Source organism: Rhodococcus sp. 852002-51564_SCH6189132-a, assembly GCF_001665495.1.
In the GTDB taxonomy this organism is placed as follows: Bacteria; Actinomycetota; Actinomycetes; order Mycobacteriales; family Mycobacteriaceae; genus Rhodococcus; species Rhodococcus pyridinivorans.
Genome location: NZ_LZMJ01000011.1, coordinates 1 through 23,459, shown reverse-complemented (window position 1 = coordinate 23,459; position 23,459 = coordinate 1). Strand labels below are relative to the sequence as shown.

Annotated in this window: 21 protein-coding genes and 1 pseudogene; 11 read left to right on the top strand and 11 right to left on the bottom strand. The window is 67.9% G+C overall.

The genetic code is table 11. The features are described from left to right. Positions 1 to 185: 185 nt before the first annotated feature. The 3 genes from A5767_RS01770 (at position 186) to clpX (ending at position 3,029) form a co-directional block, all read left to right on the top strand. Positions 186 to 812 (top strand): ATP-dependent Clp protease proteolytic subunit, encoded by a 627-nt coding sequence (locus A5767_RS01770; protein ID WP_016691866.1) that lies wholly within the window; start codon positions 186 to 188, stop codon positions 810 to 812. A 46-nt stretch (positions 813 to 858) separates the two neighbouring features. Next, the gene (locus A5767_RS01765; protein WP_016691867.1) at positions 859 to 1,521 is read left to right on the top strand and encodes an ATP-dependent Clp protease proteolytic subunit; all 663 of its coding nucleotides are present in this window, start codon (positions 859 to 861) and stop codon (positions 1,519 to 1,521) included. Between the two features lie 230 nt (positions 1,522 to 1,751). Beyond that, positions 1,752 to 3,029, top strand: a complete 1,278-nt coding sequence (gene clpX / locus A5767_RS01760; protein WP_006551142.1) for an ATP-dependent Clp protease ATP-binding subunit ClpX — start codon at positions 1,752 to 1,754, stop codon at positions 3,027 to 3,029. A gap of 93 nt (positions 3,030 to 3,122) precedes the next feature. Here the strand turns inward: clpX and A5767_RS01755 are convergent, their stop codons facing one another. Next, positions 3,123 to 3,866, bottom strand: a complete 744-nt coding sequence (locus A5767_RS01755) for an SDR family NAD(P)-dependent oxidoreductase (RefSeq protein ID WP_019289045.1) — start codon at positions 3,864 to 3,866, stop codon at positions 3,123 to 3,125. Between the two features lie 34 nt (positions 3,867 to 3,900). Next, entirely contained in the window at positions 3,901 to 4,821 is a 921-nt protein-coding gene (locus A5767_RS01750; protein WP_064851511.1) for a 3-oxoacyl-ACP reductase, read from the bottom strand. Positions 4,822 to 5,023: 202 nt separating this feature from the next. On the opposite strand from A5767_RS01750, the gene A5767_RS01745 reads away from it, so the two are divergent. From A5767_RS01745 to A5767_RS01715, 7 genes and pseudogenes are all read left to right on the top strand, one after another. Then, complete coding sequence (locus tag A5767_RS01745; RefSeq protein WP_039586885.1) at positions 5,024 to 5,641, top strand: TetR family transcriptional regulator; 618 nt, start codon at positions 5,024 to 5,026, stop codon at positions 5,639 to 5,641. Between the two features lie 118 nt (positions 5,642 to 5,759). After that, positions 5,760 to 6,923 (top strand): steroid 3-ketoacyl-CoA thiolase, encoded by a 1,164-nt coding sequence (locus A5767_RS01740; protein ID WP_064851510.1) that lies wholly within the window; start codon positions 5,760 to 5,762, stop codon positions 6,921 to 6,923. 34 nt (positions 6,924 to 6,957) lie between these two features. Continuing rightward, positions 6,958 to 9,147 (top strand): acyl-CoA dehydrogenase, encoded by a 2,190-nt coding sequence (locus A5767_RS01735; protein ID WP_064851509.1) that lies wholly within the window; start codon positions 6,958 to 6,960, stop codon positions 9,145 to 9,147. 5 nt (positions 9,148 to 9,152) lie between these two features. After that, positions 9,153 to 10,022, top strand: coding sequence for a MaoC/PaaZ C-terminal domain-containing protein (locus tag A5767_RS01730; RefSeq protein ID WP_064851508.1), 870 nt, complete (start codon positions 9,153 to 9,155; stop codon positions 10,020 to 10,022). Further along, a complete protein-coding gene (locus A5767_RS01725; RefSeq protein WP_016691875.1) occupies positions 10,019 to 10,675 on the top strand; it encodes a PaaI family thioesterase in 657 nt (218 codons plus the stop codon). The genes A5767_RS01730 and A5767_RS01725 overlap by 4 nt, the downstream gene beginning before the upstream one ends. Before the next feature lie 41 nt (positions 10,676 to 10,716). Continuing rightward, positions 10,717 to 11,134: pseudogene (locus A5767_RS01720) on the top strand (SDR family oxidoreductase). Between the two features lie 36 nt (positions 11,135 to 11,170). Next, positions 11,171 to 12,352 carry an alpha/beta fold hydrolase gene (locus A5767_RS01715; RefSeq protein ID WP_064851507.1) on the top strand — a complete coding sequence of 394 codons (1,182 nt, stop codon included), beginning with the start codon at positions 11,171 to 11,173 and terminating at the stop codon, positions 12,350 to 12,352. Positions 12,353 to 12,361: 9 nt separating this feature from the next. Here the strand turns inward: A5767_RS01715 and fdhD are convergent, their stop codons facing one another. Next, on the bottom strand, positions 12,362 to 13,192 hold the full coding sequence (gene fdhD / locus A5767_RS01710; RefSeq protein WP_019289053.1) for a formate dehydrogenase accessory sulfurtransferase FdhD: 831 nt from the start codon (positions 13,190 to 13,192) through the stop codon (positions 12,362 to 12,364). Between the two features lie 300 nt (positions 13,193 to 13,492). On the opposite strand from fdhD, the gene A5767_RS01705 reads away from it, so the two are divergent. After that, positions 13,493 to 14,830, top strand: a complete 1,338-nt coding sequence (locus A5767_RS01705; protein ID WP_006551153.1) for an ammonium transporter — start codon at positions 13,493 to 13,495, stop codon at positions 14,828 to 14,830. A gap of 84 nt (positions 14,831 to 14,914) precedes the next feature. On the opposite strand, the gene A5767_RS01700 is transcribed toward A5767_RS01705, so the two are convergent. From A5767_RS01700 to glnT, 8 genes are all read right to left on the bottom strand, one after another. Continuing rightward, a complete protein-coding gene (locus A5767_RS01700) occupies positions 14,915 to 15,562 on the bottom strand; it encodes a helix-turn-helix domain-containing protein (RefSeq protein ID WP_024100581.1) in 648 nt (215 codons plus the stop codon). Between the two features lie 128 nt (positions 15,563 to 15,690). Next, positions 15,691 to 16,881 carry an NAD(P)/FAD-dependent oxidoreductase gene (locus tag A5767_RS01695; protein WP_006551155.1) on the bottom strand — a complete coding sequence of 397 codons (1,191 nt, stop codon included), beginning with the start codon at positions 16,879 to 16,881 and terminating at the stop codon, positions 15,691 to 15,693. 57 nt (positions 16,882 to 16,938) lie between these two features. Then, on the bottom strand, positions 16,939 to 17,499 hold the full coding sequence (locus tag A5767_RS01690; protein WP_024100582.1) for a HutD family protein: 561 nt from the start codon (positions 17,497 to 17,499) through the stop codon (positions 16,939 to 16,941). Beyond that, positions 17,500 to 18,729, bottom strand: coding sequence for an allantoate amidohydrolase (locus tag A5767_RS01685; RefSeq protein ID WP_064851506.1), 1,230 nt, complete (start codon positions 18,727 to 18,729; stop codon positions 17,500 to 17,502). A 46-nt stretch (positions 18,730 to 18,775) separates the two neighbouring features. Next, positions 18,776 to 20,104 carry an FMN-binding glutamate synthase family protein gene (locus tag A5767_RS01680; protein ID WP_064851505.1) on the bottom strand — a complete coding sequence of 443 codons (1,329 nt, stop codon included), beginning with the start codon at positions 20,102 to 20,104 and terminating at the stop codon, positions 18,776 to 18,778. Positions 20,105 to 20,150: 46 nt separating this feature from the next. After that, complete coding sequence (locus A5767_RS01675) at positions 20,151 to 20,849, bottom strand: protein glxC (protein WP_064851512.1); 699 nt, start codon at positions 20,847 to 20,849, stop codon at positions 20,151 to 20,153. A 53-nt stretch (positions 20,850 to 20,902) separates the two neighbouring features. Next, positions 20,903 to 21,790 (bottom strand): glutamine amidotransferase, encoded by an 888-nt coding sequence (locus A5767_RS01670; RefSeq protein WP_064851504.1) that lies wholly within the window; start codon positions 21,788 to 21,790, stop codon positions 20,903 to 20,905. A gap of 41 nt (positions 21,791 to 21,831) precedes the next feature. Then, positions 21,832 to 23,208, bottom strand: coding sequence for a type III glutamate--ammonia ligase (glnT, locus tag A5767_RS01665; protein ID WP_006551161.1), 1,377 nt, complete (start codon positions 23,206 to 23,208; stop codon positions 21,832 to 21,834). Between the last annotated feature and the right edge of the window lie 251 nt (positions 23,209 to 23,459).

The following is a 23,459-nucleotide window of genomic DNA, read 5'->3' as shown; positions in this document are numbered from 1 at the left end:
GGGTTCGGGGTTCCTCCCTCTCGGCTGGGCGCCCGGTTGGGGTCCCCCCCCCCTTTCATACAACACCCCCCGGGGCACCTTTATTTCCTAGTTCCGCATCGGGGGGCCCCCGGGGGGGGGGGGGCCCGCCCCGTTTCGTTAGTGTCAGTGTCAGCAACCCACGATCGACGAGAAGGCAGGTACCCGTGACTCCTCAGAATCCGGCGACATCCATCGGTCCCGCGATGACCTCGGCCACGGCTGGGCTGAACCTCAGCGACTCGGTGTACGAACGCCTGCTCCGCGAGCGCATCATCTTCCTGGGCACCCAGGTCGACGACGACATCGCGAACAAGCTGTGCGCGCAGATCCTTCTGCTGTCGGCCGAGGACCCCACCCGCGACATCTCCCTGTACATCAACTCACCGGGCGGTTCGGTCACCGCCGGTATGGCGATCTACGACACGATGAAGTTCGTCGAGTGCGATGTCGCGACCTTCGCGATGGGTCTCGCCGCCTCGATGGGTCAGTTCCTGCTCTCCGCCGGTACCAAGGGCAAGCGTTACGCACTCCCGCACGCGCGGATCATGATGCACCAGCCGTCCGCAGGCATCGGTGGTACGGCGAGCGACATCGCGATCATGGCGGAGCAGTTCGCACACACCAAGCGCGAGATGGCCGAGCTCATCGCGGAGCACACGGGCCAGTCGGTGGAGCAGATCACCAAGGACTCCGACCGCGACCGCTGGTTCACGGCGCAGCAGGCGCTCGAATACGGCTTCGTCGACCACGTCGTCTCCCGGGCGCAGCAGGCCGGCGGCACCGCCAACTAGGTCCCGGCCCGATCTGCCCTCACACCACCGAATTCTTGGAGAAGCGATGACCAACATGTTCGATCCGCGCCAGCTCGGCGGCGCCGCTCCTGCCTCGCCCGCGAGCCGCTACATCCTCCCGTCGTTCATCGAGCACTCGAGCTACGGCGTCAAGGAATCCAACCCGTACAACAAGCTGTTCGAAGAGCGCATCATCTTCCTCGGCGTCCAGGTCGACGACGCGTCCGCCAACGACGTGATGGCCCAGCTGCTGGTGCTCGAGTCGCTCGATCCCGACCGCGACATCACCATGTACATCAACTCGCCGGGTGGTTCGTTCACCTCGCTCATGGCGATCTACGACACCATGCAGTACGTCCGCGCCGACATCACCACGGTGTGCCTCGGGCAGGCGGCATCCGCCGCGGCCGTCCTGCTCGCCGCCGGCACCCCCGGCAAGCGTCTGGCGCTGCCCAACGCTCGCGTGCTCATCCACCAGCCCGCGACGGGTGGCATCCAGGGACAGGTCTCCGACCTCGAGATCCAGGCCGCCGAGATCGAGCGCATGCGTACCCTCATGGAGAACACGCTCTCGAAGCACACCGGTAAGGATCCCGAGCAGATCCGCAAGGACACCGATCGGGACAAGATCCTCACGGCGGAGCAGGCCGTCGAATACGGTCTGATCGACCGGGTCCTCGAGTACCGCAAGCTCTCGGCCCAGAAGTAGAACGTCGCAGGCGGTTCCGGAAGGCACGGTGCCTTCCGGAACCACCGACGCCGGGACTGTGATCGCCGACACATGTTGTGGTGTACAAATATGACCGGAAACGCGCAGAACCGGTCGACCTGCGCGCCGACATCCGGGTACGGTCGATCAAAGGGCCCGCTCCCCGGGACCGCCCCGTGTGGTGGTTGCGGGACCGGTTGCACGCACACGAGGAAGTAGGGACCTGACTGATGGCACGTATCGGTGACGGCGGAGATCTGCTCAAGTGCTCCTTCTGCGGAAAGAGCCAGAAGCAGGTCAAGAAGCTCATTGCGGGCCCCGGTGTCTACATCTGCGACGAGTGCATCGATCTCTGCAACGAGATCATCGAGGAGGAGCTGGCCGAGACCAGCGAGGTCAAGCTCGACGAGCTGCCCAAGCCGGCCGAGATCCGCGACTTCCTCGACAACTACGTGATCGGCCAGGACGACGCCAAGCGCACGCTGGCCGTGGCGGTCTACAACCACTACAAGCGCATCCAGGCCGGCGACAAGGGTCGCGACTCCCGCGGTGAGACGGTCGAACTCGCGAAGTCCAACATCCTGCTTCTCGGCCCCACCGGTTGTGGCAAGACCTACCTCGCGCAGACGCTCGCGAAGATGCTCAACGTGCCCTTCGCCATCGCCGACGCCACCGCACTGACGGAGGCCGGCTACGTCGGTGAGGACGTCGAGAACATCCTCCTCAAGCTCATCCAGGCCGCCGACTACGACGTCAAGCGCGCCGAGACCGGCATCATCTACATCGACGAGGTCGACAAGATCGCCCGCAAGAGCGAGAACCCGTCGATCACTCGCGACGTGTCGGGCGAGGGCGTGCAGCAGGCGCTGCTGAAGATCCTCGAAGGCACCCAGGCATCCGTCCCGCCGCAGGGTGGTCGCAAGCATCCGCACCAGGAGTTCATCCAGATCGACACCACGAACGTGCTGTTCATCGTGGCGGGTGCATTCGCGGGTCTCGAGAAGATCGTCTCCGACCGCGTCGGCAAGCGCGGCATCGGCTTCGGCGCCGAGGTTCGGTCGAAGGCCGAAATCGACACCACCGACCACTTCGCCGACGTCATGCCCGAGGACCTCATCAAGTTCGGCCTGATCCCGGAGTTCATCGGTCGTCTGCCGATCCTCGCGTCGGTGACCAATCTCGACAAGGAATCACTCGTCCAGATCCTGTCGGAGCCGAAGAACGCTCTGGTCAAGCAGTACGTGCGCCTGTTCGAGATGGACGGCGTCGAACTCGAGTTCTCCCAGGACGGACTCGAAGCGATCGCCGACCAGGCGATCCTCCGTGGCACCGGCGCCCGCGGGCTCCGCGCCATCATGGAGGAGGTGCTCCTGCCCGTGATGTACGACATCCCCAGCCGCGACGACGTCGCCAAGGTCGTGGTCACCGCCGAGACCGTCAACGACAACGTCCTTCCGACGATCGTGCCGCGCAAGACCGATCGGGAACGGCGCGACAAGACCGCCTGATTCCGAAGACCCTTCGGAACTGCACGAGCGCCGCGGCACGAAAGTGCCGAGGCGCTCGTCGTCGTTGGCGGTCGAATCCGGTCCGTCGGTGGATCAGCGCAGTGTGATGGTCCCGCCGTCGACCATGAGTGTCTGGCCCGTCATGTAGGACGCATCCTCACTGGCCAGAAAGACCGCGACACGGCCGATATCGGCCTGCGGGTCACCGAAGCGGTGCATCGGGGTCTTCGCCAGTAGCGCCTCCTCGACGCCGGGGTTGGCCGCGATGTACGCCTCGACGCCCTCGGTCAGTGCCAGAGGCGAGATGACGTTGACATTGATGTCCTCCGCGGCCCATTCGTTCGCCGCGACCCGGCTGATCGCCCGGATCGCTTCCTTCGCAGCGGCGTACGAACTCTGCGTGGCGCTCCCGTCGATCCCGGCTCCCGACGCGAAGTTGATCACCGACCCCTTGTTCGCGGCGAGCTGGGCGTGCGCTGCCTTCATCAATCGGAAGGTCGGATAGAAGCCCGTGCCGAACGACAGGTCGAGCATCTCCTGTGTGGTCTCGAGCAGTGGCGCCTGCCGGGACGCGTGCGCGTTGTTGACGAGCACGTCGAGCTTTCCGAAATGCTCGACGGCGTCCGCGACGATCGTCTCGGCGCTCGACTCGTCGGAGATGTCCGCGTACAGGAATTTCCCGGCTTCGCCGACCTCGGCTTCGAGGGCTTCACCCGCGGGCCGGTCGATGTCGACGAACAGGACGCGGGCACCCTCGTCCACGAATGCTCTGACGATGCCGCGCCCGATCCCTCCGGCGCCACCGGTGACGATCGCAACCTTGTCTGCAAGCCTCATGGCGTGCTCCCTTCGTGGGTCCGGTGTCAAGCGATCAGTCGACGGCCAGCGCGGCCTTCTCGAGTTCCGCGATGCTGTAGGCGGCGTAGGTCTCGTACGGGCCGCGGCCGGTGAAGTACGACGAGAGCTGCTCGTCGAGTTCCTCGACCGTGAATGCCGAACCGGCGGCGTCGAAGCGGTTCTCGACGGTCGGTGCGGCCATGAGCGCGACCATCTTTCCGTACACCACGAACACCTGTCCGGTGATCTCCGAGGACGCCGGTGAGGCGAGGTAACGCACGAGGGTGGCCACGCGCTCCGGCGCCAGGGGATCGAGTCGGGTCGTGGCGCCGGCCTCGCCGAAGGCCTCAGCGGTCATCGCGGTGCGTGCGCGGGGGCAGATCGCATTCGCGGTGACGCCGTATCGCGCCAGCCCCTGCGCCGTGGACAGTGTCAGAGCCGTGATGCCTGCCTTCGCAGCGGAATAGTTCGGCTGTCCGGCGGAACCGAAGAGGAAGGCCTCCGACGAGGTGTTGACGACGCGGCCGTAGACCGGTCCACCCGCAGCCTTGCTCGCCTGACGCCAGTACACCGCCGCCGCATGTGAGGTGGCGGCATGGCCCTTGAGGTGCACTCGGATCACGTCGTCCCAGTCGGACTCGGTGAGGTTGAAGATCATCTTGTCGCGGATGATGCCCGCGTTGTTGACGAGGATGTCGAAGGACCCGTATGCCTTGACCGATTCCTCGACGAGGCGACCGCCGAGAGCCCAGTCGGACACGTCGCCGGTGACGGCGATGGCCTGGCCTCCCGACGCGACGATTTCCTCTGCCACCTCGTGCGCTGCGTCGCCCACGTCGTTGACGACGACTGCGGCGCCTGCCTCGGCGAGGGCGAGGGCTTCGGCGCGGCCCAGGCCGGCCCCGGCGCCGGTCACGACCGCCGCGCGCCCGGCCAGACTTACGGATTCACCCATGAAACGTCTCCTGTTCGATTGTGGCGGTTCGTCAGTGCACCGCGCCGGAATTAGTATTCATTCTAGTCTCGGGTGGTGGTCGGTCCACCCACGGGACAGGTCCCACTGGCCGGGATCAGGCGGGATACGAGACGTGCCCACCTGGAACGTTCGTCGCCGCAGTGGTCGATGCGCCACCGGTCGTGAAGGGGAGGAACCGAGCATGCCCAGACTTGCGGAGGCCCGGGACGCCGCAGAACCGAGTTCGGCGGAACAGCATGCGCGATACGGCCGGATCATCGACGCTGCCGCACAGTTGGGGGCGGTGAAGGAACTCGAACGCGTTCGGATGCAGGAGGTCGCCGAACTCGCCGGCGTCGCCATCGGGACCCTCTACCGCTACTTTCCGTCCAAGACCCATCTGTTCGTCGCGGTCATGGTGGATCGGATCGATCGGATGGGAATCCACCTCTCCAGGCGCTCGCAGTCGTCCTCGTCGCCTGTCGACGTCGTATACGACGCGTTGCTGCAGGCCACCCGGGCGCTCGTGCGCACTCCGTTACTGGCGAACGCGATGATCCGATCCGCCGCGTCGTCGAACGCCGCCACCATTCCCGACGTGGCGAAGATCGACCAGCACTTCGACGGACTGCTCCTGGCCGCCGCGGGTATCGCGGAACCCACGGTGCGGGACGCAACCGTCGTGCGGTTGGTCGTGGCACTGTGGTTCGGTCTCGTCCAGTCCGCGCTCAACGGGCGGATATCGATCCCCGAGGTCGAGTCCGATCTGCGTGTCGCGTGCGACCTTCTGCTGGTCGATCTGCCCGCCGGTACGCGCTGACGGGCGATTCCCGAAGGCCACATTCCGCAAGGCCGGTCCCGCTCGGTGGGACTGTGCGGGAAACTGCGATCACCGTTACTAGAATAAATTTCAATAACGTCGAGAGCTGGGAGTAGGCATGAGCAAGGTCGTCATCGTGGAGGCCGCGCGGACACCGATCGGTCGTCGTCGCGGACAGCTGGCCGGGGTCCACCCCGCGGTGTTGCTCGGTGCCGCCCAGAAGGCCGTTCTCGACCGCACCGGACTGCCTGCCGACCAGGTCGGTCAGCTCGTCGGGGGCGCCGTGACCCAGGCGGGGGAGCAGTCCAACAACGTGACCCGCCAGGCCTGGCTCCACGCAGGTCTCCCGTACACGACCGCCGCGACCACCATCGACTGCGCATGCAGTTCGTCGCAGCAGGCGGTCCACATGGTGGCCGGACTGATCGCGTCCGGGCAGATCGACGCCGGAATCGGATGCGGCGTCGAGGTGATGAGCCGGGTGTTCCTCGGTCAGGCAAACGCCCCGGGCACCGGCAACCCCTATCCGGACGACTGGTCGATCGACATGGGCGACCAGTTCACCTCCGCCGAACGTATCGCCCACAAGCGCGGCATCAAACGTGACGATGTCGATGCTCTCGGATTCGAGTCGCAGCGTCGCGCCGCAGCCGCGTGGGCCGAGGGGCGCTTCGACCGCGAGATCGTCCCGGTGCAGGCGCCGGTCGTGACCAAGGAGGGCGAGCCCACCGGTGAGATCGCGACCGTGACGCGTGACGGAGGTCTTCGCGACACCACCGCGGAAGGACTCGCCGGTCTCCGGCCGGTCATCGAGAACGGAATCCACACCGCCGGAAACTCCTCCCAGGTCAGCGACGGCGCGGCCGCCGTACTGCTGATGAGCGAGGACAAGGCGCGCGAGTCGGGTCTGCGGCCACGTGCCCGTATCCTCGCGTCGACGCTCGTCGGTTCGGATCCGTACTACCACCTCGACGGCCCCATCGACGCGACTCGCGCGGTACTCGAACGCACCGGAATGTCCTTGTCCGACATCGACATCGTCGAGATCAACGAAGCCTTCGCTTCGGTCGTGTTGTCCTGGGCGCAGGTCCACGGGGCCGACATGAGCAAGGTCAACGTCAACGGCGGCGCCATCGCGCTCGGCCACCCCGTCGGTTCCACCGGCTCGCGACTGATCACCAGTGCCCTGCACGAACTCGAGCGTTCGAACCGTTCGACGGCGCTGGTCACGATGTGTGCGGGTGGCGCGATGGCCTCCGCCACCATCATCGAGCGCATCTGACGCCGGACATTCTGCTATCCGAAGGGACCCGATCATGACTCTGGGATTGAGCGACGAGGACCGCGAGCTCCGTGATTCCGTACGCGGCTGGGCGGCACGACACGCCACACCCGACGTGATCCGCACGGCCGTCGAAGCGAAGACGGAAGCCCGCCCGACGTACTGGAGCTCGTTCGCCGAACTCGGCATGCTGGGATTGCACCTGCCCGAAGAGGTCGGAGGCGCCGGTTTCGGACTACTCGAAACAGCAATCGTCGCAGAAGAACTCGGACGGGCCATGGTGCCGGGCCCGTTCCTTCCGACCGCGATCGTGTCCGCGGTCCTCGACGAGGCCGGCCGTCGCAGCGAACTCGACGGGCTCGCGGACGGTTCGCTGTTCGGTGCGGTCGCCCTGCAGCCGGGGGACCTGCGCGTGGAGCGCGACGGCGATTCCGTCACGCTCTCGGGAACCTCCGGTGTCGCCCTCGGCGGCCAGGTCGCGGATGTGTTCCTGCTCGCGGCCGACGACGGTGGTGAGCGGGTCTTCGTCGTCGTGACCCGTGACCGGGTCGAGGTCACGAACCTGCCCAGCTACGACGTGATCCGCCGCAACGCCGAGATCACCGTGAGCGCCCTGACGTTGTCCGACGGGGACGTGCTGAGATCGGACCCGCATCGGATCGTCGATATCGCCGCGACCTTGTTCGCCGCCGAGGCCGCCGGTCTCGCGGACTGGGCGACCACCACCGCCGCGGGATATGCGCGGGTCCGCAAGCAGTTCGGCCGTGTCATCGGACAGTTCCAGGGTGTCAAGCACACCGTCGCCCGGATGCTCTGCCTCACCGAACAGGCTCGGGTCGTGGCCTGGGACGCAGCCCGAGCGCGGCGCGAGGACGTGCCGGACGACGAGGCGTCGCTGGCCGTGGCGGTCGCCGCGTCCATCGCCCCGGAGGCCGCCTTCCAGGTCACCAAGAACTGCATCCAGGTGCTCGGCGGTATCGGCTACACCTGGGAGCACGACGCGCACCTGTACATGCGCCGCGCGCAGTCCCTCCGGATCCTGCTCGGCTCCACGGCGTCGTGGCGGCGCCGGGTCGCCCACCTCACGCTCGACGGTGCCCGCCGCGTGCTGAGCGTCGATCTTCCGCCCGAGGCGGAACGGATCCGCGCCGACGTCCGTGCCGAACTCGAGCCGGCGAAGTCGCTGGAGAACGCAGCGCGGAAGGCGTATCTGGCGGAGAAGGGCTACACCGCTCCCCACCTGCCCGAACCGTGGGGGAAGGCCGCCGACGCCGTCACGCAACTCGTCGTCGCCGAGGAACTGCGCGCCGCCGAACTCGAACCGCACGACATGATCATCGGCAACTGGGTGGTGCCGACCCTGATCGCGCACGGCAGTACCGAGCAGATCGAGCGATTCGTCCCGCAGTCGTTGCGCGGGGATCTCGTGTGGTGTCAGCTCTTCTCCGAGCCCGGCGCCGGGTCCGACCTTGCGGGCCTGTCCACCAAGGCCGTCAAGGTGGACGGCGGATGGAGGCTCGACGGCCAGAAGGTGTGGACGTCGATGGCGCGGGTCGCGGACTGGGGCATCTGCCTCGCCCGCACCGACGCGGAAGCGCCCAAGCACAAAGGCCTGTCCTACTTCCTGATCGACATCAGGAACACCGAGGGGCTCGACATCCGGCCGCTGCGGGAGATCACCGGCGAAGCCCTGTTCAACGAGGTGTTCCTCGACGGCGTGTTCGTGCCCGACGAGTGCCTCGTCGGCGAGCCCGGGGACGGATGGAAGCTCGCCCGTACCACCCTCGCGAACGAACGCGTCTCCCTCTCGCACGATTCGACTTTCGGTGCCGGCTGCGAGACCCTCATGGCGCTCGCGAACGGTATGCCCGGTGGGCCGGACGACGAACAACTCACCGTCCTCGGCAAGGTTCTCGGCGATGCCGCGTCCGGTGGCCTCATGGGTCTGCGTACCGCTCTGCGGTCCCTGGCCGGTGCACAGCCGGGTGCCGAGTCCTCCGTCGCCAAGCTCCTCGGCGTCGAGCACCTCCAGCAGGTCTGGGAGACCGCGATGGACTGGGCCGGTACTGCGTCGTTGCTCGACGACCAGGACCGAACTCCGGCGACCCACATGTTCCTCAACGTGCAGTGCATGTCCATCGCCGGTGGGACGACCAACGTCCAGCTGAACATCATCGGTGAGAGGCTTCTCGGCCTGCCCCGCGATCCCGAGCCCGGAAAGTGACGCCCATGCCCATCGATACCGATGTCGCGCTCTCCGCTGCGCCCACCGTCCGCGATGCCTCGTGGACCGAACGCGATGTGATCCTCTACCACCTCGGTCTGGGTGCGGGTGTCGACTCGCTCGATCCCGCCGAACTGCGGTGGGTGTACGAGAAGGACCTGCGGGTCCTGCCGACCTTCGCGATGGTCGCCGGTCAGGGTGTCTCTGCCGGTGCGGTGACACAGGCCGGACTGAGCCTGCCGGGAATCGACATCGACCTGCGCAGGATCCTGCACGGTGGCCAGTCCGTCACCGTGCACGCCCCGATCCCGATCTCGGGTTCGGCGACCGTCTCGTCTCGCATCTCCGATGTGTGGGACAAGGGCAAGGCCGCCGTGATCGTGCTCGAACAGTCCGCAGTGGATGCCGACGGAAACCCGTTGTGGACCAGTGCGATGCAGATCTGGGCGCGCGGTGAGGGCGGCTTCGGCGGAGACGCCGGGCCCCATGTGTCGAACGCAGTGCCGGAACGGGACGCCGACAAGACCCTGGTGTCACCTACGAGCACGCAACAGGCACTGGTGTACCGGCTCAGTGCCGACATGAACCCGCTGCACGCGGATCCCGAATTCGCGAAGACAGCCGGTTTCGATCGGCCGATCCTGCACGGACTCGCCTCGTACGGTGTCGTGTGCAAGGCCGTCGTCGACGGTGTGCTCGGTGGAGACCCGACCCGGGTCCGGTCGTTCTCGGTCCGCTTCGCCGGCACGCTGTACCCCGGGGAGACGATCGAGACGGAGGTCTGGCGAGACGGCGACACCCTCACCCTGCTCGCCACATGTCCCGAGCGCGAGGGGCAACCGGTGCTCACCCACGCCACGATGGAGATTCGATGAGAGTCGACCCGGACACCCACCCCGTCGTCGGACACGCGCCCGACGGTACGGTTCTGACCTCGGCACCGCAGGACACCGCCGTCGACCGCGCCACCGCCGCCGCGCGGCGCGTGGTGGACGCGTTGCTGCGCACCGACCGTGGCAACGCGAATCTCGAGCGGGTCGCCGAAGAGCTCGACAATATCGCCGAGCACCTCGAGGAACACGCTCCCGAAGTGCGGGAGCGACTGATCGACATGTGGCACGGGGAGGGCGTCACCCGGCACGATCCGGTCACCGGTCCGGAGAACGCGCTCGCTCCGCCGCTGGTGTTGGCCGGTCGCGAAGACGGATCGGTGGAAGGCGTCGTCGAACTGACCTTCCCGTACCAGGGCCCGCCCGGGCACGTGCACGGCGGAGTCTCCGCCCTCCTGCTCGATCACACGCTGGGTGTGGCGAACGCCTGGGCCGGGCGCAGCGGCGCCACCGCACAGCTCAACGTGCGGTACCACCGGCCGACCCCACTGTTCGAGCCGCTGACGATCACCGGTCGTCTGGTCGAGCAGGACGGCCGCAAGATCAACACGGTCGGCGAGATCAGGACCGCGGACGGCACGGTGTGCGTGTCCGTGGAGGCGCTGTTCATCGACAGGACGGTTCCCCGTCCTCGCTGACGGCCTGCGCCGCACACGCCGTCGTATCGGAAAGGAACGGCATGGGGAAGTTGGACGGGCGGGTGGCGATCGTCACCGGCGCCGGGATGGGGATCGGCCGCGGATTTCGTCCCGACCGACGTCACCGACCGCGAACAGGTGCACGCCATGGTGGATGCCGCGGTGCGCGAATTCGGCACTGCGCAGCACGACCGTACTGCGGCTCGGGAATGGGCGCCGAAACAGGTGTGCTGCAACGTGATCTGCCCCGGCGTGCAGAGCGCGGCATACCGACGGGTGGCGGCGGCCGACCCGCAGATGGCCGCCACGCAGGCCGCGGCGAACCCGATGGGCCGCATCGGCGACCCTCTCGACGACATCGGCACGGTCGCAGCCTTTCTCGCGAGCGACGACTCCCGCTATCCCACAGGCAACACGCTGTTCGTCGACGGCGGTAGCCACGTCAACGGCGTGCAGTGAGCGCCGAACGTGGACTGACATCCCAACGGAGGATTCATGCTCTCTCGTACTTCCCGGCGTGTGATGGCAGTACTCGCCGCAGCGTCGATGCTCGGCATCACGTCCTGCTCCGACTTCGGCGACGACGCCGAGGAGACTGCCGGGGGACCCGGCTCCCTCGTCACCGAACGCACCCTCACCGGTACGGCGGCGCTTCCCAGCGCGTCGCGAACGCATCTGATCACCTACCTGTCCGATGGTGCCGATCGGCGCCCCACCCTCGTCTCGGGCACGGTCGCGATCCCCGAGGGAGAAGCGCCCGCCGGAGGCTGGCCCGTGATCAGCTGGGCGCACGGCACCACCGGGGTCGGTGACGCCTGTGCGCCGTCCGCCGACACCCCCGGTGGTCCCGCCCACTCCTACATCAGCAGGACGACTGCCATGCTCGACCGGTGGGTCGCAGACGGCTACGCCGTGGTCCAGACCGACTACGAAGGCCTCGGCACACCGGGCGGACATCCCTACATGAACGGAGACAGCGCAGCCGACAGTGTCGTCGACATCGTGCGTGCCGCTCGTCAACTCGATCCGGCTATCGGCACCCGATGGATCGCGATGGGACACAGTCAGGGCGGGCACGCCGCGCTGCATGCGGCGGCTCGTGGCACGGAACGCGCCCCTGAACTCGAACTGCAGGGCGCGGTCGCCTTCGCCCCGGGCAGTCGCACGAGTGAGACGGCCGAGTACTACGCGACCGCCGGACCCGCGATCGGTCCGGCGCTCGGGTTCCTGCCGGTGCTGCTGCTCGGAGCGCAGGCGGCGGACCCGAGCATCGACGCCGACGCGATGCTCACCGACGCCTCGCGCCCCTTGCTCGACGCCGCGCGCACCGGGTGCATGGACGACATCCGCGAGGTGGCGAGCACGGTACCGGTGGATCAGGTGTTCGCTCCGGATGCGGACCTCGAACCGCTCCGTGAGTACTACGCCGGTCAGGAGGTCGAACCGCTCACCCTGAGGGTGCCGACGCTCGTCGTGCAGGGAAGCGACGACGCGCTGGTACTGCGTCCGGTCACCGATCAGGTGACCGCGGCGCTGTGCGGCAACGGAGCCGACCTGAGCTATCGGGTATACGACGGAGCCGATCACCGAGCGGTACTCGAGGAGTCCGTCGACGACGTGCGGGCGTTCGTCGACGGAGTACGCGCGGGCGAGGCGCAGGACGGCACATGCGGTTGATGCCGCCGGTCAGTCGGTCTTGATGCGTTCGGGGACGGTGTAGACGTTCATCGTGTCGCCGCGGAGGAAGCCCACGAGGGTGAGGTCGGACTCCGCGGCGAGATCGACGGCCAGCGACGACGGCGCCGAGACCGCCGCGAGCACGGGGATCCCGGCCATGACCGCCTTCTGCACGAGTTCGAACGAGGCGCGTCCGCTCACCATGAGCACGCTGTGCGAGAGCGGCACCCGGTTGTCGGTCAGGGCCCAGCCGATCACCTTGTCGACGGCGTTGTGCCGGCCGACGTCCTCGCGCAGGGCCAGCAGCGCCCCGTCGGGGGTGAACAGTGCGGCCGCGTGCAGACCGCCGGTCGACTCGAAGACCTGCTGGTGCCGACGCAGCGTGTCGGGAAGTTCGGTGAGGGTGTGCGTTCCGATAGAGGTGGTGCCGGCATCCTTCAGTGGATATCGCGTGCGCGTGCGCACCTCGTCGAGCGAGTTCTTCCCGCACACCCCGCACGCGGAGGTCGTCGTGAATGCGCGTCGCCCCGTCCCTTCGGGGACGGTGACGCCGGGCGCGAGGGCGACGTCGAGAACGTTGTAGGTGTTGGCGCCGCTCTCGTCCACCCCGTCGCAGTAGCGAACGGCGGCGATGTCCTCGCGACTGCCGATCATCCCTTCGGCCAGCAGGAATCCGTGGACGAGATCGACGTCGTGACCGGGGGTGCGCATCGTGATGGTGAGCGACTCACCGCCGACCCTGATCTCGAGCGGTTCCTCGACGGCGAGGGTATCGGGACGTCGCGTCGCCCTGTCCGCAGTGATGCGCAGTACCGGTCGACGTGTCGTGACCCGTCCCATCGTCTACCTCCCAGATGCGTGCAGCGGTTCGAGCCGTCGTTCCCGCGGAACCCGGGCAGGGCAGGGATACCCGGGTGGCACAGGTTGTGCACACCGCGGGATGCGGCGTCTCGTCCTCCATACTGCCTGCCCGGACGCAACGGCATCCCCGTCCGGTGAACGGCGGTGGCGTTACACGAAGTTCACCCGCGCCTCGCAGGGACATTACAGAGTGGGTCCACTCTCAGGGGACGGTGATGAATGTGGGTCACCGACTGACGTAGGGGTCGTGAACCCCGGGATCGAACAGGGTGGACTTATATGGAACAGGCACTCGCGGCCGCCGATACCGCCTGGGTTTTGGCGGCGTTCACAGCAGTCGTACTGATGGTTCCGGGCCTGGCGCTGTTCTACAGCGGCATGCTCGGAGTCAAGAGCGCGCTCAACATGATCATGATGGTGTTCGGTGGATTCGCCGTCACAGCCGTCCTGTGGGTGCTGTTCGGTCCGGCCGCCGTGCTCGGTGACAGCGTCGGGGGCCTCGGCCTCATCGGCGATCCCTTCACCGACATCGGTCTGGGCTCGCTGCTCGAGGAGGACCCGGACGGAGGGATGCCCGCCGCACTGACCGCGGCCTTCCACCTCCTCTTCGCAGGCATCACGGTGGCGATCATCGCCGGTGGTGTCGCGGACCGGATGAAGTTCTCGGCGTGGCTGGTGTTCTCGGGCATCTGGGTCGTCCTCGTCTACTTCCCGGTCGCGCACTGGGTCTTCGCCTTCGACGACGAGGAAGCGGGCACGAAGGGCGGATGGATCGCCAACACGCTCGCCGCCCACGACTTCGCCGGCGGCACCGCCGTGCACATGAACTCGGGTGTCGCGGCGCTGGCACTCGCCATCGCACTCGGTCGCCGCCGTGGATTCCCGCACGTGGCACGTCCCCACAACCTGCCCCTCGTCGTGCTCGGTGGCGGAATCCTGCTGTTCGGCTGGTTCGGCTTCAACGGCGGTTCGGCGGGCGGCGCCAACCACACGGCCGGTGTCGTCGTCCTCAACACGCTCGTCGCCGCGATGGCCGGCCTGCTCGGCTGGCTGATCGTCGAACGCATCAAGGAGAAGCACGCGACGACGCTCGGTGCCATCTCGGGCGTGATCGCCGCACTCGTGGGCATCACGCCCGCAGCGAGCCTCGTGTCCCCGCTCGGTGCCCTGCTGATCGGCGTGGTCTCCGGTGCCGTCGGCTGCTTCGCCGTGAGCTGGAAGTTCCGCATGGGCTACGACGACTCACTCGACGTCGTTGCCATCCACCTCATGGGCGGCGTCGTAGGCACCACCCTCATCGCCTTCGTCGCGACGGCCGCTGCGCCGGCCGGTGTCGACGGTCTGTTCTTCGGCGGCGGGATCGACTTCCTCGGACGCCAGATCGTCGCGATGGCCGCGGTGTTCGCCTACTCGTTCGCGGTGACCTTCCTGATCGCGAAGGCGCTCGACAAGATCATGGGCATCCGGGTCGACACCGAGACGGAGATGCGGGGCATCGACGTCCCGGTCCATGGGGAGACGGCCTACGTGATGGACTCGTTCTCACCCACCGGTCCGTCGACGCTGCGTCCCGAGGCGTTCGCCGAGGATCGCGACGTGATCGTGCCCAAGTCCTGACCGGCGAGCTTCACCGATCGAACGGCAGGAGCCCTCACCGCACCGGGCGGTGAGGGCTCCGTCGTGTTCACGGTTGCCGGTCGTTCACGGCTGGTGATTGTCGGGATACGCCGTGACGGCGAGGAACCGGATGGGCAGCTTCAGCAGCTCGTTCGGTCCGTGCAACCCTTCGCCGTCGAGGAGCAGGGCGTCGCCCGGTTGCAGGTGGTACTCGGAATCGCCGTGGCCGTAGAGCATCTCGCCCTCGAGCATGTACAGCAATTCCGTGCCGGGATGCTGGAAGAGCGGGAAGACGTCGCTCGCATCGGTGAGGGTCACCAGCACCGGTTCGAGTCTCTTGTGCTGTCCCCGCAGCGCGCCGAGCAGTTCGTAGTGATGGCCCACCCGCGTACCGCGACCGACGATCTCGGCGCCGTGCCCGTTCTTGGTGAACACCGCGTCGCGGTGCGCGTCCGCGCCCCGGAAGAGCGAGGTGACGGGGACGTCGAGGCCGACGGCGAGCCGGGCGAGCGTCGACAGACTGCACGAGGTCTGGGCGTTCTCGATCTTCGAGAGCATCGCCTTGGAGATCCCCACCTTCGCGGCCATGTCGCCGACGGACAGGCCGCTGGCCAGCCGCAACGACCGCACCTGGTGGGCGATCGCGCGCTCGAGATCCACACCCGTCGGGGTGCCGCGCGGAACTTCGCGTCCGGAATCGTCGTACAAGACGGGACGATCTGGGCTGGCCATCTCGTCAGCGTAGCGTGTGTCCACCGGTGGTGAACGCCGCAATGCAGACATGGCGGTGCCCTCCACAGATCCGGACGACAGGGATCCGGCCGGGTCCGTGGAGGGCACGAGTGCTGAGTAGGTGGGGATCAGCGCATCTCGCCGGCGCCTTCGTAGGGGTTGAGACTCAGGAGCAGATCACCCTCCTCGAAGCGGGAGAAACGGAAGTCGTCCGGGTTCACGTTCGGAAGGTCGGTCTTCCCGTCGATCAGCAGGTCGGCGACCAGCTTGCCCACCGCGGGGGAGATCTTGAATCCGTGCCCGGAGAATCCCGTCGCCAGGAACAGACCCTCGACCGGTGCCGGACCGATGACGGGGTTGTAGTCCTCGGTGACGTCGTAGGCACCGACGTACGAACTGGTGATCCGCGGGTCCGGCATGTCGGGAAGGCGGTTGCCGAGCTTCATGATGTTCTTCTCGATCGTCGAGTCGTCGGCGCGGTTCACGTACTTGTCGGGATCGATGTACTGCGGCGTTTGATGATCGGAATTGCCCACCAGGAGTTCACCGTTCGGCTCACGGCAGATGTACTGCAGACCCGCCAGATCGGACAGCACGGGCACCTCCGGGGTCGGGACACCCTGGTCGACGAGAACCAACTGCGCGCGCTGCGCCCGGACGTCGATGTCGACGCCGACACCGGCGACGAGTGCCGGCGTCCACGGTCCCGCCGCGACGACGACCTGCTCGGCGTGCACCTCGGACCCGTCGGCGAGAGTGACGCCGTAGACCCGGCCCGCGGCGTTCTGCAGCAACGACACCACCGGGGTGCTCTGTCGGATCTTCACGCCCATCCGACGTGCCGTTGCACCGAACGCCATTCCCGCCATGTAGGCCTCGCCGCGACCGCCGAGCGGTTCGTAGGCGAACAGGGCGAAATCGTCGAGGTTCAGGCCCGGCCACAGTTCGGCCATCTTGTCGTGGGAGATGAGTTCGGTGGCGATGCCCAGGCCCTGCATCATCTCGATGTTCGCCTCGAGCGGCTTGACGTTGTTCTCCGCGACACCGACGACGTAACCGCACCGGCGGAATGCCATGTCGTCGCCGAAGATTTCGGTCGCCCTGGTGAAAATATCGACGCCGTACCAGGACATCGCGGCCAGCGAAGGGGTGCCGTAGTGGCACCGCACGACGCCGCTCGATTTACCGGTCATGCCCGAGCAGAGGGTGTCGCGCTCGAGGACGAGGACGTCGGTTTCGCCGCGGTCGGCGAGGGAGTAGGCGATGGCCAGGCCTTCGAGGCCGCCGCCGACGATCAGAAACTTGGTCGTGTCCGTCACCTGAGGATCCTTTGTTCGGTCGGCCTCCGAATCAGGAGGTCGGTGGGGGAGTCGATGTCAGAGGGAGGAAGTGGGTTCGATGCGGACCAGTAGTCCGGTGGCCGACGAGCCTCGTAGGGTGACGGCCTCGCCGCGGATCAGGACGCAGTCCCCGGGCGCAGCTCGTTCGGTACCGGCCTGCACCGAGCCCGATCGCACGTAGAGGGCCGTGACACCATCTGCGGCGGTGTCGCACACCGTGTCGAGCGCGAAGTACCCGACGGCCGCAGTGGCGCCCCCGCGCTCGGTCATGACATTGAATGCACGGGTGGCGCCTCGGGGGACGCAGTGGGGCGCGTCCTCACCGGCGAACGAGTGTGGACGCCACGGATCCAGCGAACGGGGTCCGTGGCCCGAGTCGAGGTCGGCGCCGTGCTCACCGATGACGGTGAAGATCCGTTCCGTGCCGGGAAAGGCCGAGAACTCGCTGGGCTCGGAGCCCAGCTCGGCCACGCTGATCCGCCACAGTGGACGGCCGGAGGGGCCGTCGGGTCCGGTCGCGACCTCCTCCGTGATCCCGGCGCCGTTGCGCCAGGGCACCCGCCGCCGCTCGCCGGACCGGATCACCTGCGCGGCCACCTAACTGCCCGTCGTCCAGTCCGCCATGATGTCGGCCAGCGCCTGCGCTCCGATGTTGCAATCGTCGGCCTCGGCGAACTCGTGCGGTGAATGCGAGACACCGGTGGGGTTGCGCACGAACAACATTGCGGTGGGAACCTTCTCCGAGAGGATGCCCGCGTCGTGTCCCGCCTGGGTGGGCAGTACCGGGATGTCCCCGAGATGCGACAGCGCGCGGCGCAACCGTTCGCGCGGTCCGGCCGGGAACTCGACGATCGGGGTGATCGATTCGGCGAAGACATCGAGTCCGATCTCGTCCGGCAGGCAGTGCTTGCGGGCCTCGGCCTCGATCTCGGCGACCAGCGTCGTCAGGGTCTCCTCGTCCGCGGCGCGAGCGTCGAGCCAGGCCTTGATCTCGGAGGGGATCGCGTTGGCCCCGTTGGGCAGCACCTCGAGTTTGCCGAAGGTGGCGACCGCACCGGCCGCCGCGGCACACGAGCGGGCGCTGTGCACCGACGAGGCGTAGGCGAGCATCGGGTCGCGGCGGTCCACCAGGCGCGTGGCTCCGGCGTGGTTGGCCTCACCGGTGAAGGTGAACTGCCATCGGCCGTGCGGCCAGATCGACGACGCGACCGCGACCGGTGCATCGACGAGGTCGAGGGCCCGGCCCTGTTCGACGTGAAGTTCGACGTACACCCCGACCCGGTCGACGAGGGTGGGGTCGGTGCCGATGTGTTCGGGCACACGACCGGCGCGGGTCATGGCCTCGGCCAACGTTATTCCGTCACGATCACGCAGGCCGAGCGCACGCTGCGGAGCGAGCGCCCCGGTGGTGAGCTGACTGCCCACGCAAGCCACACCGAAGCGGGCACCCTCCTCGTCGGAGAACGCGGTGATCGCGATCGGCACGGTCGGGACGATGCCGCGCTCCCGGACCAGATCGACCGCGGCGAACGCCGAGACCACGCCGAGTGGTCCGTCGAACGCGCCGCCGTCGGGCACCGAGTCCAGGTGCGAACCGGTGACGAAGGCGTCGGTGGGATCGCCTTCCCAGCCGACGGGGAGCCACCACGCCCACAGGTTCCCGTTCCGGTCCTCTTCGACGTCCATGCCGCGCTCGGCGGCGCAGCCGCGGAACCACTCGCGGAGAGTGAAATCGGCTTTGCTCCAAGCGAATCGGCGATAGCCCCCGGTCGTCGGATGCTTACCGACATCCAGGATCGATGCCCAGAGCGTGTCGAAGGCGGTCATATCTTGTGTCCTCTCGGGAAGTGCGGTGGCAGGCCTGTCGCCACGGTCAGAAGGCGCTGCGGCCGGGGATCCAGTCGGTGCCGGCCAGGGGCACCCGAGCCATCGCGGCGGCCTCCATCGTGACCGCGACGAGGTCCTGCGGTTCGAGATTGTGCAGGTGCGACTTGCCGCACGCCCGGGCGATGGTCTGGGCCTCCATGGTGAGCACCCGCAGGTAGTTCGCGAGGCGGCGGCCACCCTCTACCGGATCGAAGCGGGCCTGCAGGTCGGGATCCTGCGTGGTGATGCCGGCGGGGTCCTTGCCGTCCTGGAAGTCGTCGTAGAAACCGGCCGCGGAGCCCAGCTTCTCGTATTCGGCCTGGTACTTCGGATCGTTGTCGCCGAGGGCGATCAGCGCGGCCGTGCCGATGGCGACGGCATCCGCGCCGAGGGCCATCGCCTTGGCGACGTCGGCGCCGGAGCGGATACCGCCGGAGACGATCAGCTGCACGCCGCCCGGGGTGCGGTGCACACCCATCTCCTGCAAGGCCTGCACCGCCTGGGGGAGCGCGGCCAGGGTCGGGATGCCGACGTGCTCGATGAAGACGTCCTGGGTGGCAGCGGTGCCACCCTGCATCCCGTCGACCACCACGACGTCGGCGCCGGACTTCACGGCGAGCTTGACGTCGTAGTAGGTGCGGGTCGCGCCGACCTTGACGTAGATCGGCTTCTCCCAGCCGGTGATCTCGCGCAGTTCGAGGATTTTGATGGCGAGGTCGTCGGGGCCGGTCCAGTCGGGGTGCCGGCACGCGCTGCGCTGGTCGATGCCCACCGGCAGGGTACGCATCCCCGCGACCCGCTCGGTGATCTTCTGCCCGAGGAGCATGCCGCCGCCACCGGGCTTGGCGCCCTGGCCGAGCACGACCTCGATGGCGTCGGCCTTGCGGAGGTCGTCGGGGTTCATGCCGTATCGCGACGGAAGGTACTGGTAGACGAGGTGCTTGGACTGCCCACGTTCTTCCGGGGTCATGCCGCCGTCGCCGGTGGTGGTGGACGTGCCGACCTCGCTGGCGCCACGCCCGAGGGCCTCCTTCGCGCGACCGGACAGCGCACCGAAGCTCATTCCGGCGATCGTGACCGGGATGTCGAGGTGCAGCGGGTACTTCGCGTTGCGGTCGCCGAGGACGACGTCGGTCTCACACTTCTCGCGGTAGCCCTCGAGTGGGTAACGCGACATGGACGCGCCGAGGAAGAGCAGGTCGTCGAAGTGGGGAACCTTGCGCTTGGCACCCCAGCCGCGGATGTCGTAGATGCCGGTCGCGGCGGCGCGCTGGATCTCGTGGATGACGTTGCGGTCGAAGGTGGCCGACTCACGCAGTCCGGGCTGGAAGGTCATGGAAGTCTCCTCGGGGGTCGAGCGGGCGGAAGAACGTCGGGGGCTCTCAGTAGGCCGAAGCGTTGTCGACGTGGAAGTGGTAGAGCTGCCGGGCCGAGCCGTAGCGGGTGAACTCGGCCGGGTCGGCGTCGAAACCGGCCGTGTCGAGCAGTTCCTGCACCTCGGCGATGTGCTCGGGGAGCATCTCCTTCTTGACGCAGTCCGCACCGAGCGAGGCGACGCTGCCCCGCACGTAGATCCGCACCTCGTACAGTGAATCGCCCAGGGCCTCACCGGCATCGCCGAGGACGACGAGTCGGCCGGCCTGTCCCATGAAGGCGCTCATGTGACCGATATCACCGCCGACGACGATGTCGACGCCCTTCATCGAGATGCCGCAGCGTGCGGCGGCGTTGCCTTCGATGACCAGCAGCCCGCCGTGGGCGGTCGCACCGGCGGACTGCGAGGCGTCGCCGGTGACGCGCACACTGCCCGACATCATGTTCTCCGCGACCCCGACGCCGGCGTTGCCATCGATGGTCACGTGGGCGTGCTGGTTCATCCCGGCTGCGTAGTAGCCGACGTGGCCGTCGATGCGGACGTCGATCGGCCGGTTCAGGCCGCAGGCGAGTGCGTGGGCGCCTTGCGGGTTCACCACCTCGATCGAGGCCGGGGTCTCCATCGCGTGCAGTGCCGCATTGAGTTCGCGGGTAGTGGTCGTCGCCAGGTCGTAGGTGGCGGTCGGGAGCAGGGTGTCGGTGGTCATGATTGCCTCCGGGGATGAGATCGGGACGGCGGAGTCGGGATTCGCGCGGCCGGTCAGCGTCGCCACACGTAGACCCGGTCCGGTTCGGGTTCGAAGATGCGGGCGTCGGCGATGCCGGGAAGTCCTGCCAGGGCGCGGAATTCCGAGGCCATCGCGACGTAGGCGTCGCACTCGGCGACGATCGCGGGCTTGCAGGCGATCGGATCGCGGACCACGGCGAAGGAATCGGAGGTGGACACCAGCAGGGTGTAGAAGCCGTCGAAGCGTTCACCGAGCAGACGCAGTGCCTTCTCGAGATCGGCGCCCTCGGCGAGGTGTTTGGCGACGAAGCGTGCGCCGACCTCGGTGTCGTTCTCGCTGTCGAACACCACGCCCTCGTCCTCGAGTTCGCGCTTGATCGACAGGTGGTTGGAGAACGAGCCGTTGTGCACGAGGCACTGGTCGGGGCCGACGGCGAAGGGGTGCGATCCTGCTGCGGTGACGGCGGATTCGGTGGCCATGCGGGTGTGGCCGACACCCTGCCGGCCGGAGGCGGCGGGCAGGCCGAAGGTCTCGGCGAGATCGCGGGGATCGCCGGTGCCCTTGAGGACGGTCACGTCGTCGCCGAAACCGATGACGGTCGCGGTGGGGGCCAGCGTGCGGACGGTGTCGGCGAGCAGGGTCGCGGGGACGGGGGCGTGCAGCACGGTGGTGGGGGCGAGATCGAGCGCCCCGACGGCCACACCCAGTGCATCGCCGACGGCGGTGGCGAGGTCCGAGGGTGCGTCGAGCACCGAGACCGACGACTCCCCGGCGGGGGAGAAGACCGGGTTGCCGTAGACGGCGACGCCCGCCGAATCCGGTCCGCGGTCCACCATCTGCCCGAGCATCCCGGTCAGCAGGCTGCCCAACCGGGGCTCGAGCGAGGCGTCTCGCAGATGAAGTCCGACGATTCCGCACATGGTCGTCTCTCCTGTTCGATGGGTTTGGAAGAAGTCGGTGGTCAGAAAGCGGTCAGATAGCTGTCGATCTCCCACGGGGTCACGGTGTTGTGCCAGTGGAAGAACTCCTCGCGCTTGAGGGAGGCGAAGTAGTCGGCAACGCCCGCACCGGCTGCGTCGAGTGCGCCGGAGACCACCGGATCGGCCTCGAGGGCGTCCATGGCGTGCAGCAGCGTCATCGGCAGCGTCGCGGTGCCGCCGGTGCCCGGCTCGCCGGGATCGAGGTCGCGTTCGATGCCGTCGAGGCCGGCGGCGACGGTCGCGGCGGTGGCGAGATAGGGGTTGGCCGAGCCGTCCCCGCCGCGCAGTTCGACGCGGTTGGCGTCGGGGACGCGCAGGTAGTGGGTGCGGTCGTTGCCGCCGTAGGTCGCGTAGCGCGGCGACCAGGTGGCGCCGGAGGCGGTGCTGGTGGCGCCGGTGCGCTTGTAGGAGTTGACCGTCGGTGCGATGACACCCTGCAGGGCGCAGGCGTGCTCGAGGATGCCGGCGACGAACGAGTAGGCGGTCTTGGACAGTCCGAGTCCGCAGGAATCGTTCGCGTCGGGGAAGACGGGGGTGTCGCCCTGCCACAGCGACAGGTGCATGTGCATCCCGGAGCCGGTGCGATCGGCGAACGGCTTGGGCATGAAGGTCGCGGTCATGCCGCGCTGCTCGGCGAGCACGGAGATGAGGTAACGCAGGGTGATGACGCGGTCGGCGGTGGTCAGGGCGTCGGCGTACTGGAAGTTCTGCTCGAACTGCCCGTTGCCGTCCTCGTGGTCGTTGGCGTAGTTACCCCATCCGAGGGTGTTCATCGCCGAGGAGATCGACGTCAGGTGCTCGTACATGCGGGTGACGTCGCGGGCGTCGTAGCAGGGCTGGCGGGAGGTGTCGAGGGCGTCGGCGGTGCGCAGGGTTCCGTTCTCGTCGCGCTGGACGAGGAAGTACTCGATCTCGGTGCCCACCTTGACGCTCAGGCCCTTGGCGGCGGCCTGCGCGAGCGCGGTCTTGAGGATCACCCGCGGGGCGTACGGCCAGGGCTTGCCCTCGACGTAGGGGTCGCAGTGGACCAGCGCCAGGCCCTCGCGGACGAAGGGGATGGGGGTGAAGGACGAGACGTCGGGGATGGCGACCAGGTCGGGGTCCTTGGGGACCTGGCCCATCGAGCCCGCGGCGTAGCCGGCGAAACCGACACCGTCGGTGGCGAGCTCGTCGACGGATTCGACGGGAACCAGCTTGGCGCAGGGCTTTCCGGACAGGGTGGTGAAGACGGCGAGGATGAAGCGGGTGCCGGTCGCGTGTGCGAGCTCGGCCAGACCGGCGGTGCCGGAGGTCTCGGGGGACCGGCCGTTCGTGGACGGGAGGCGCAGCACGGATGTGTCGGTGGCTTCCAGCGTCATGGGGGCTCCTCGGTTCGACGAAGTTTCACTGTAGGAATCGCTGTCGAATAGAAGGAAACACGGTATCCATGACGGGTGTGTTACGCAACCGTGAGATCGCGGTGACGCTTGGCGTGGAAACCGCCCTGTATGCGAACGACAAACAGCGGCGGGGGGGGGGGGGGGGCGGGGCGCGGCGGGGGGGGGGGGGGGGGGGGGGGGGGGGGGGGGGGGGGGGGGGGGGGGGGGGGGGGGGGGGGGGGGGGGGGGGG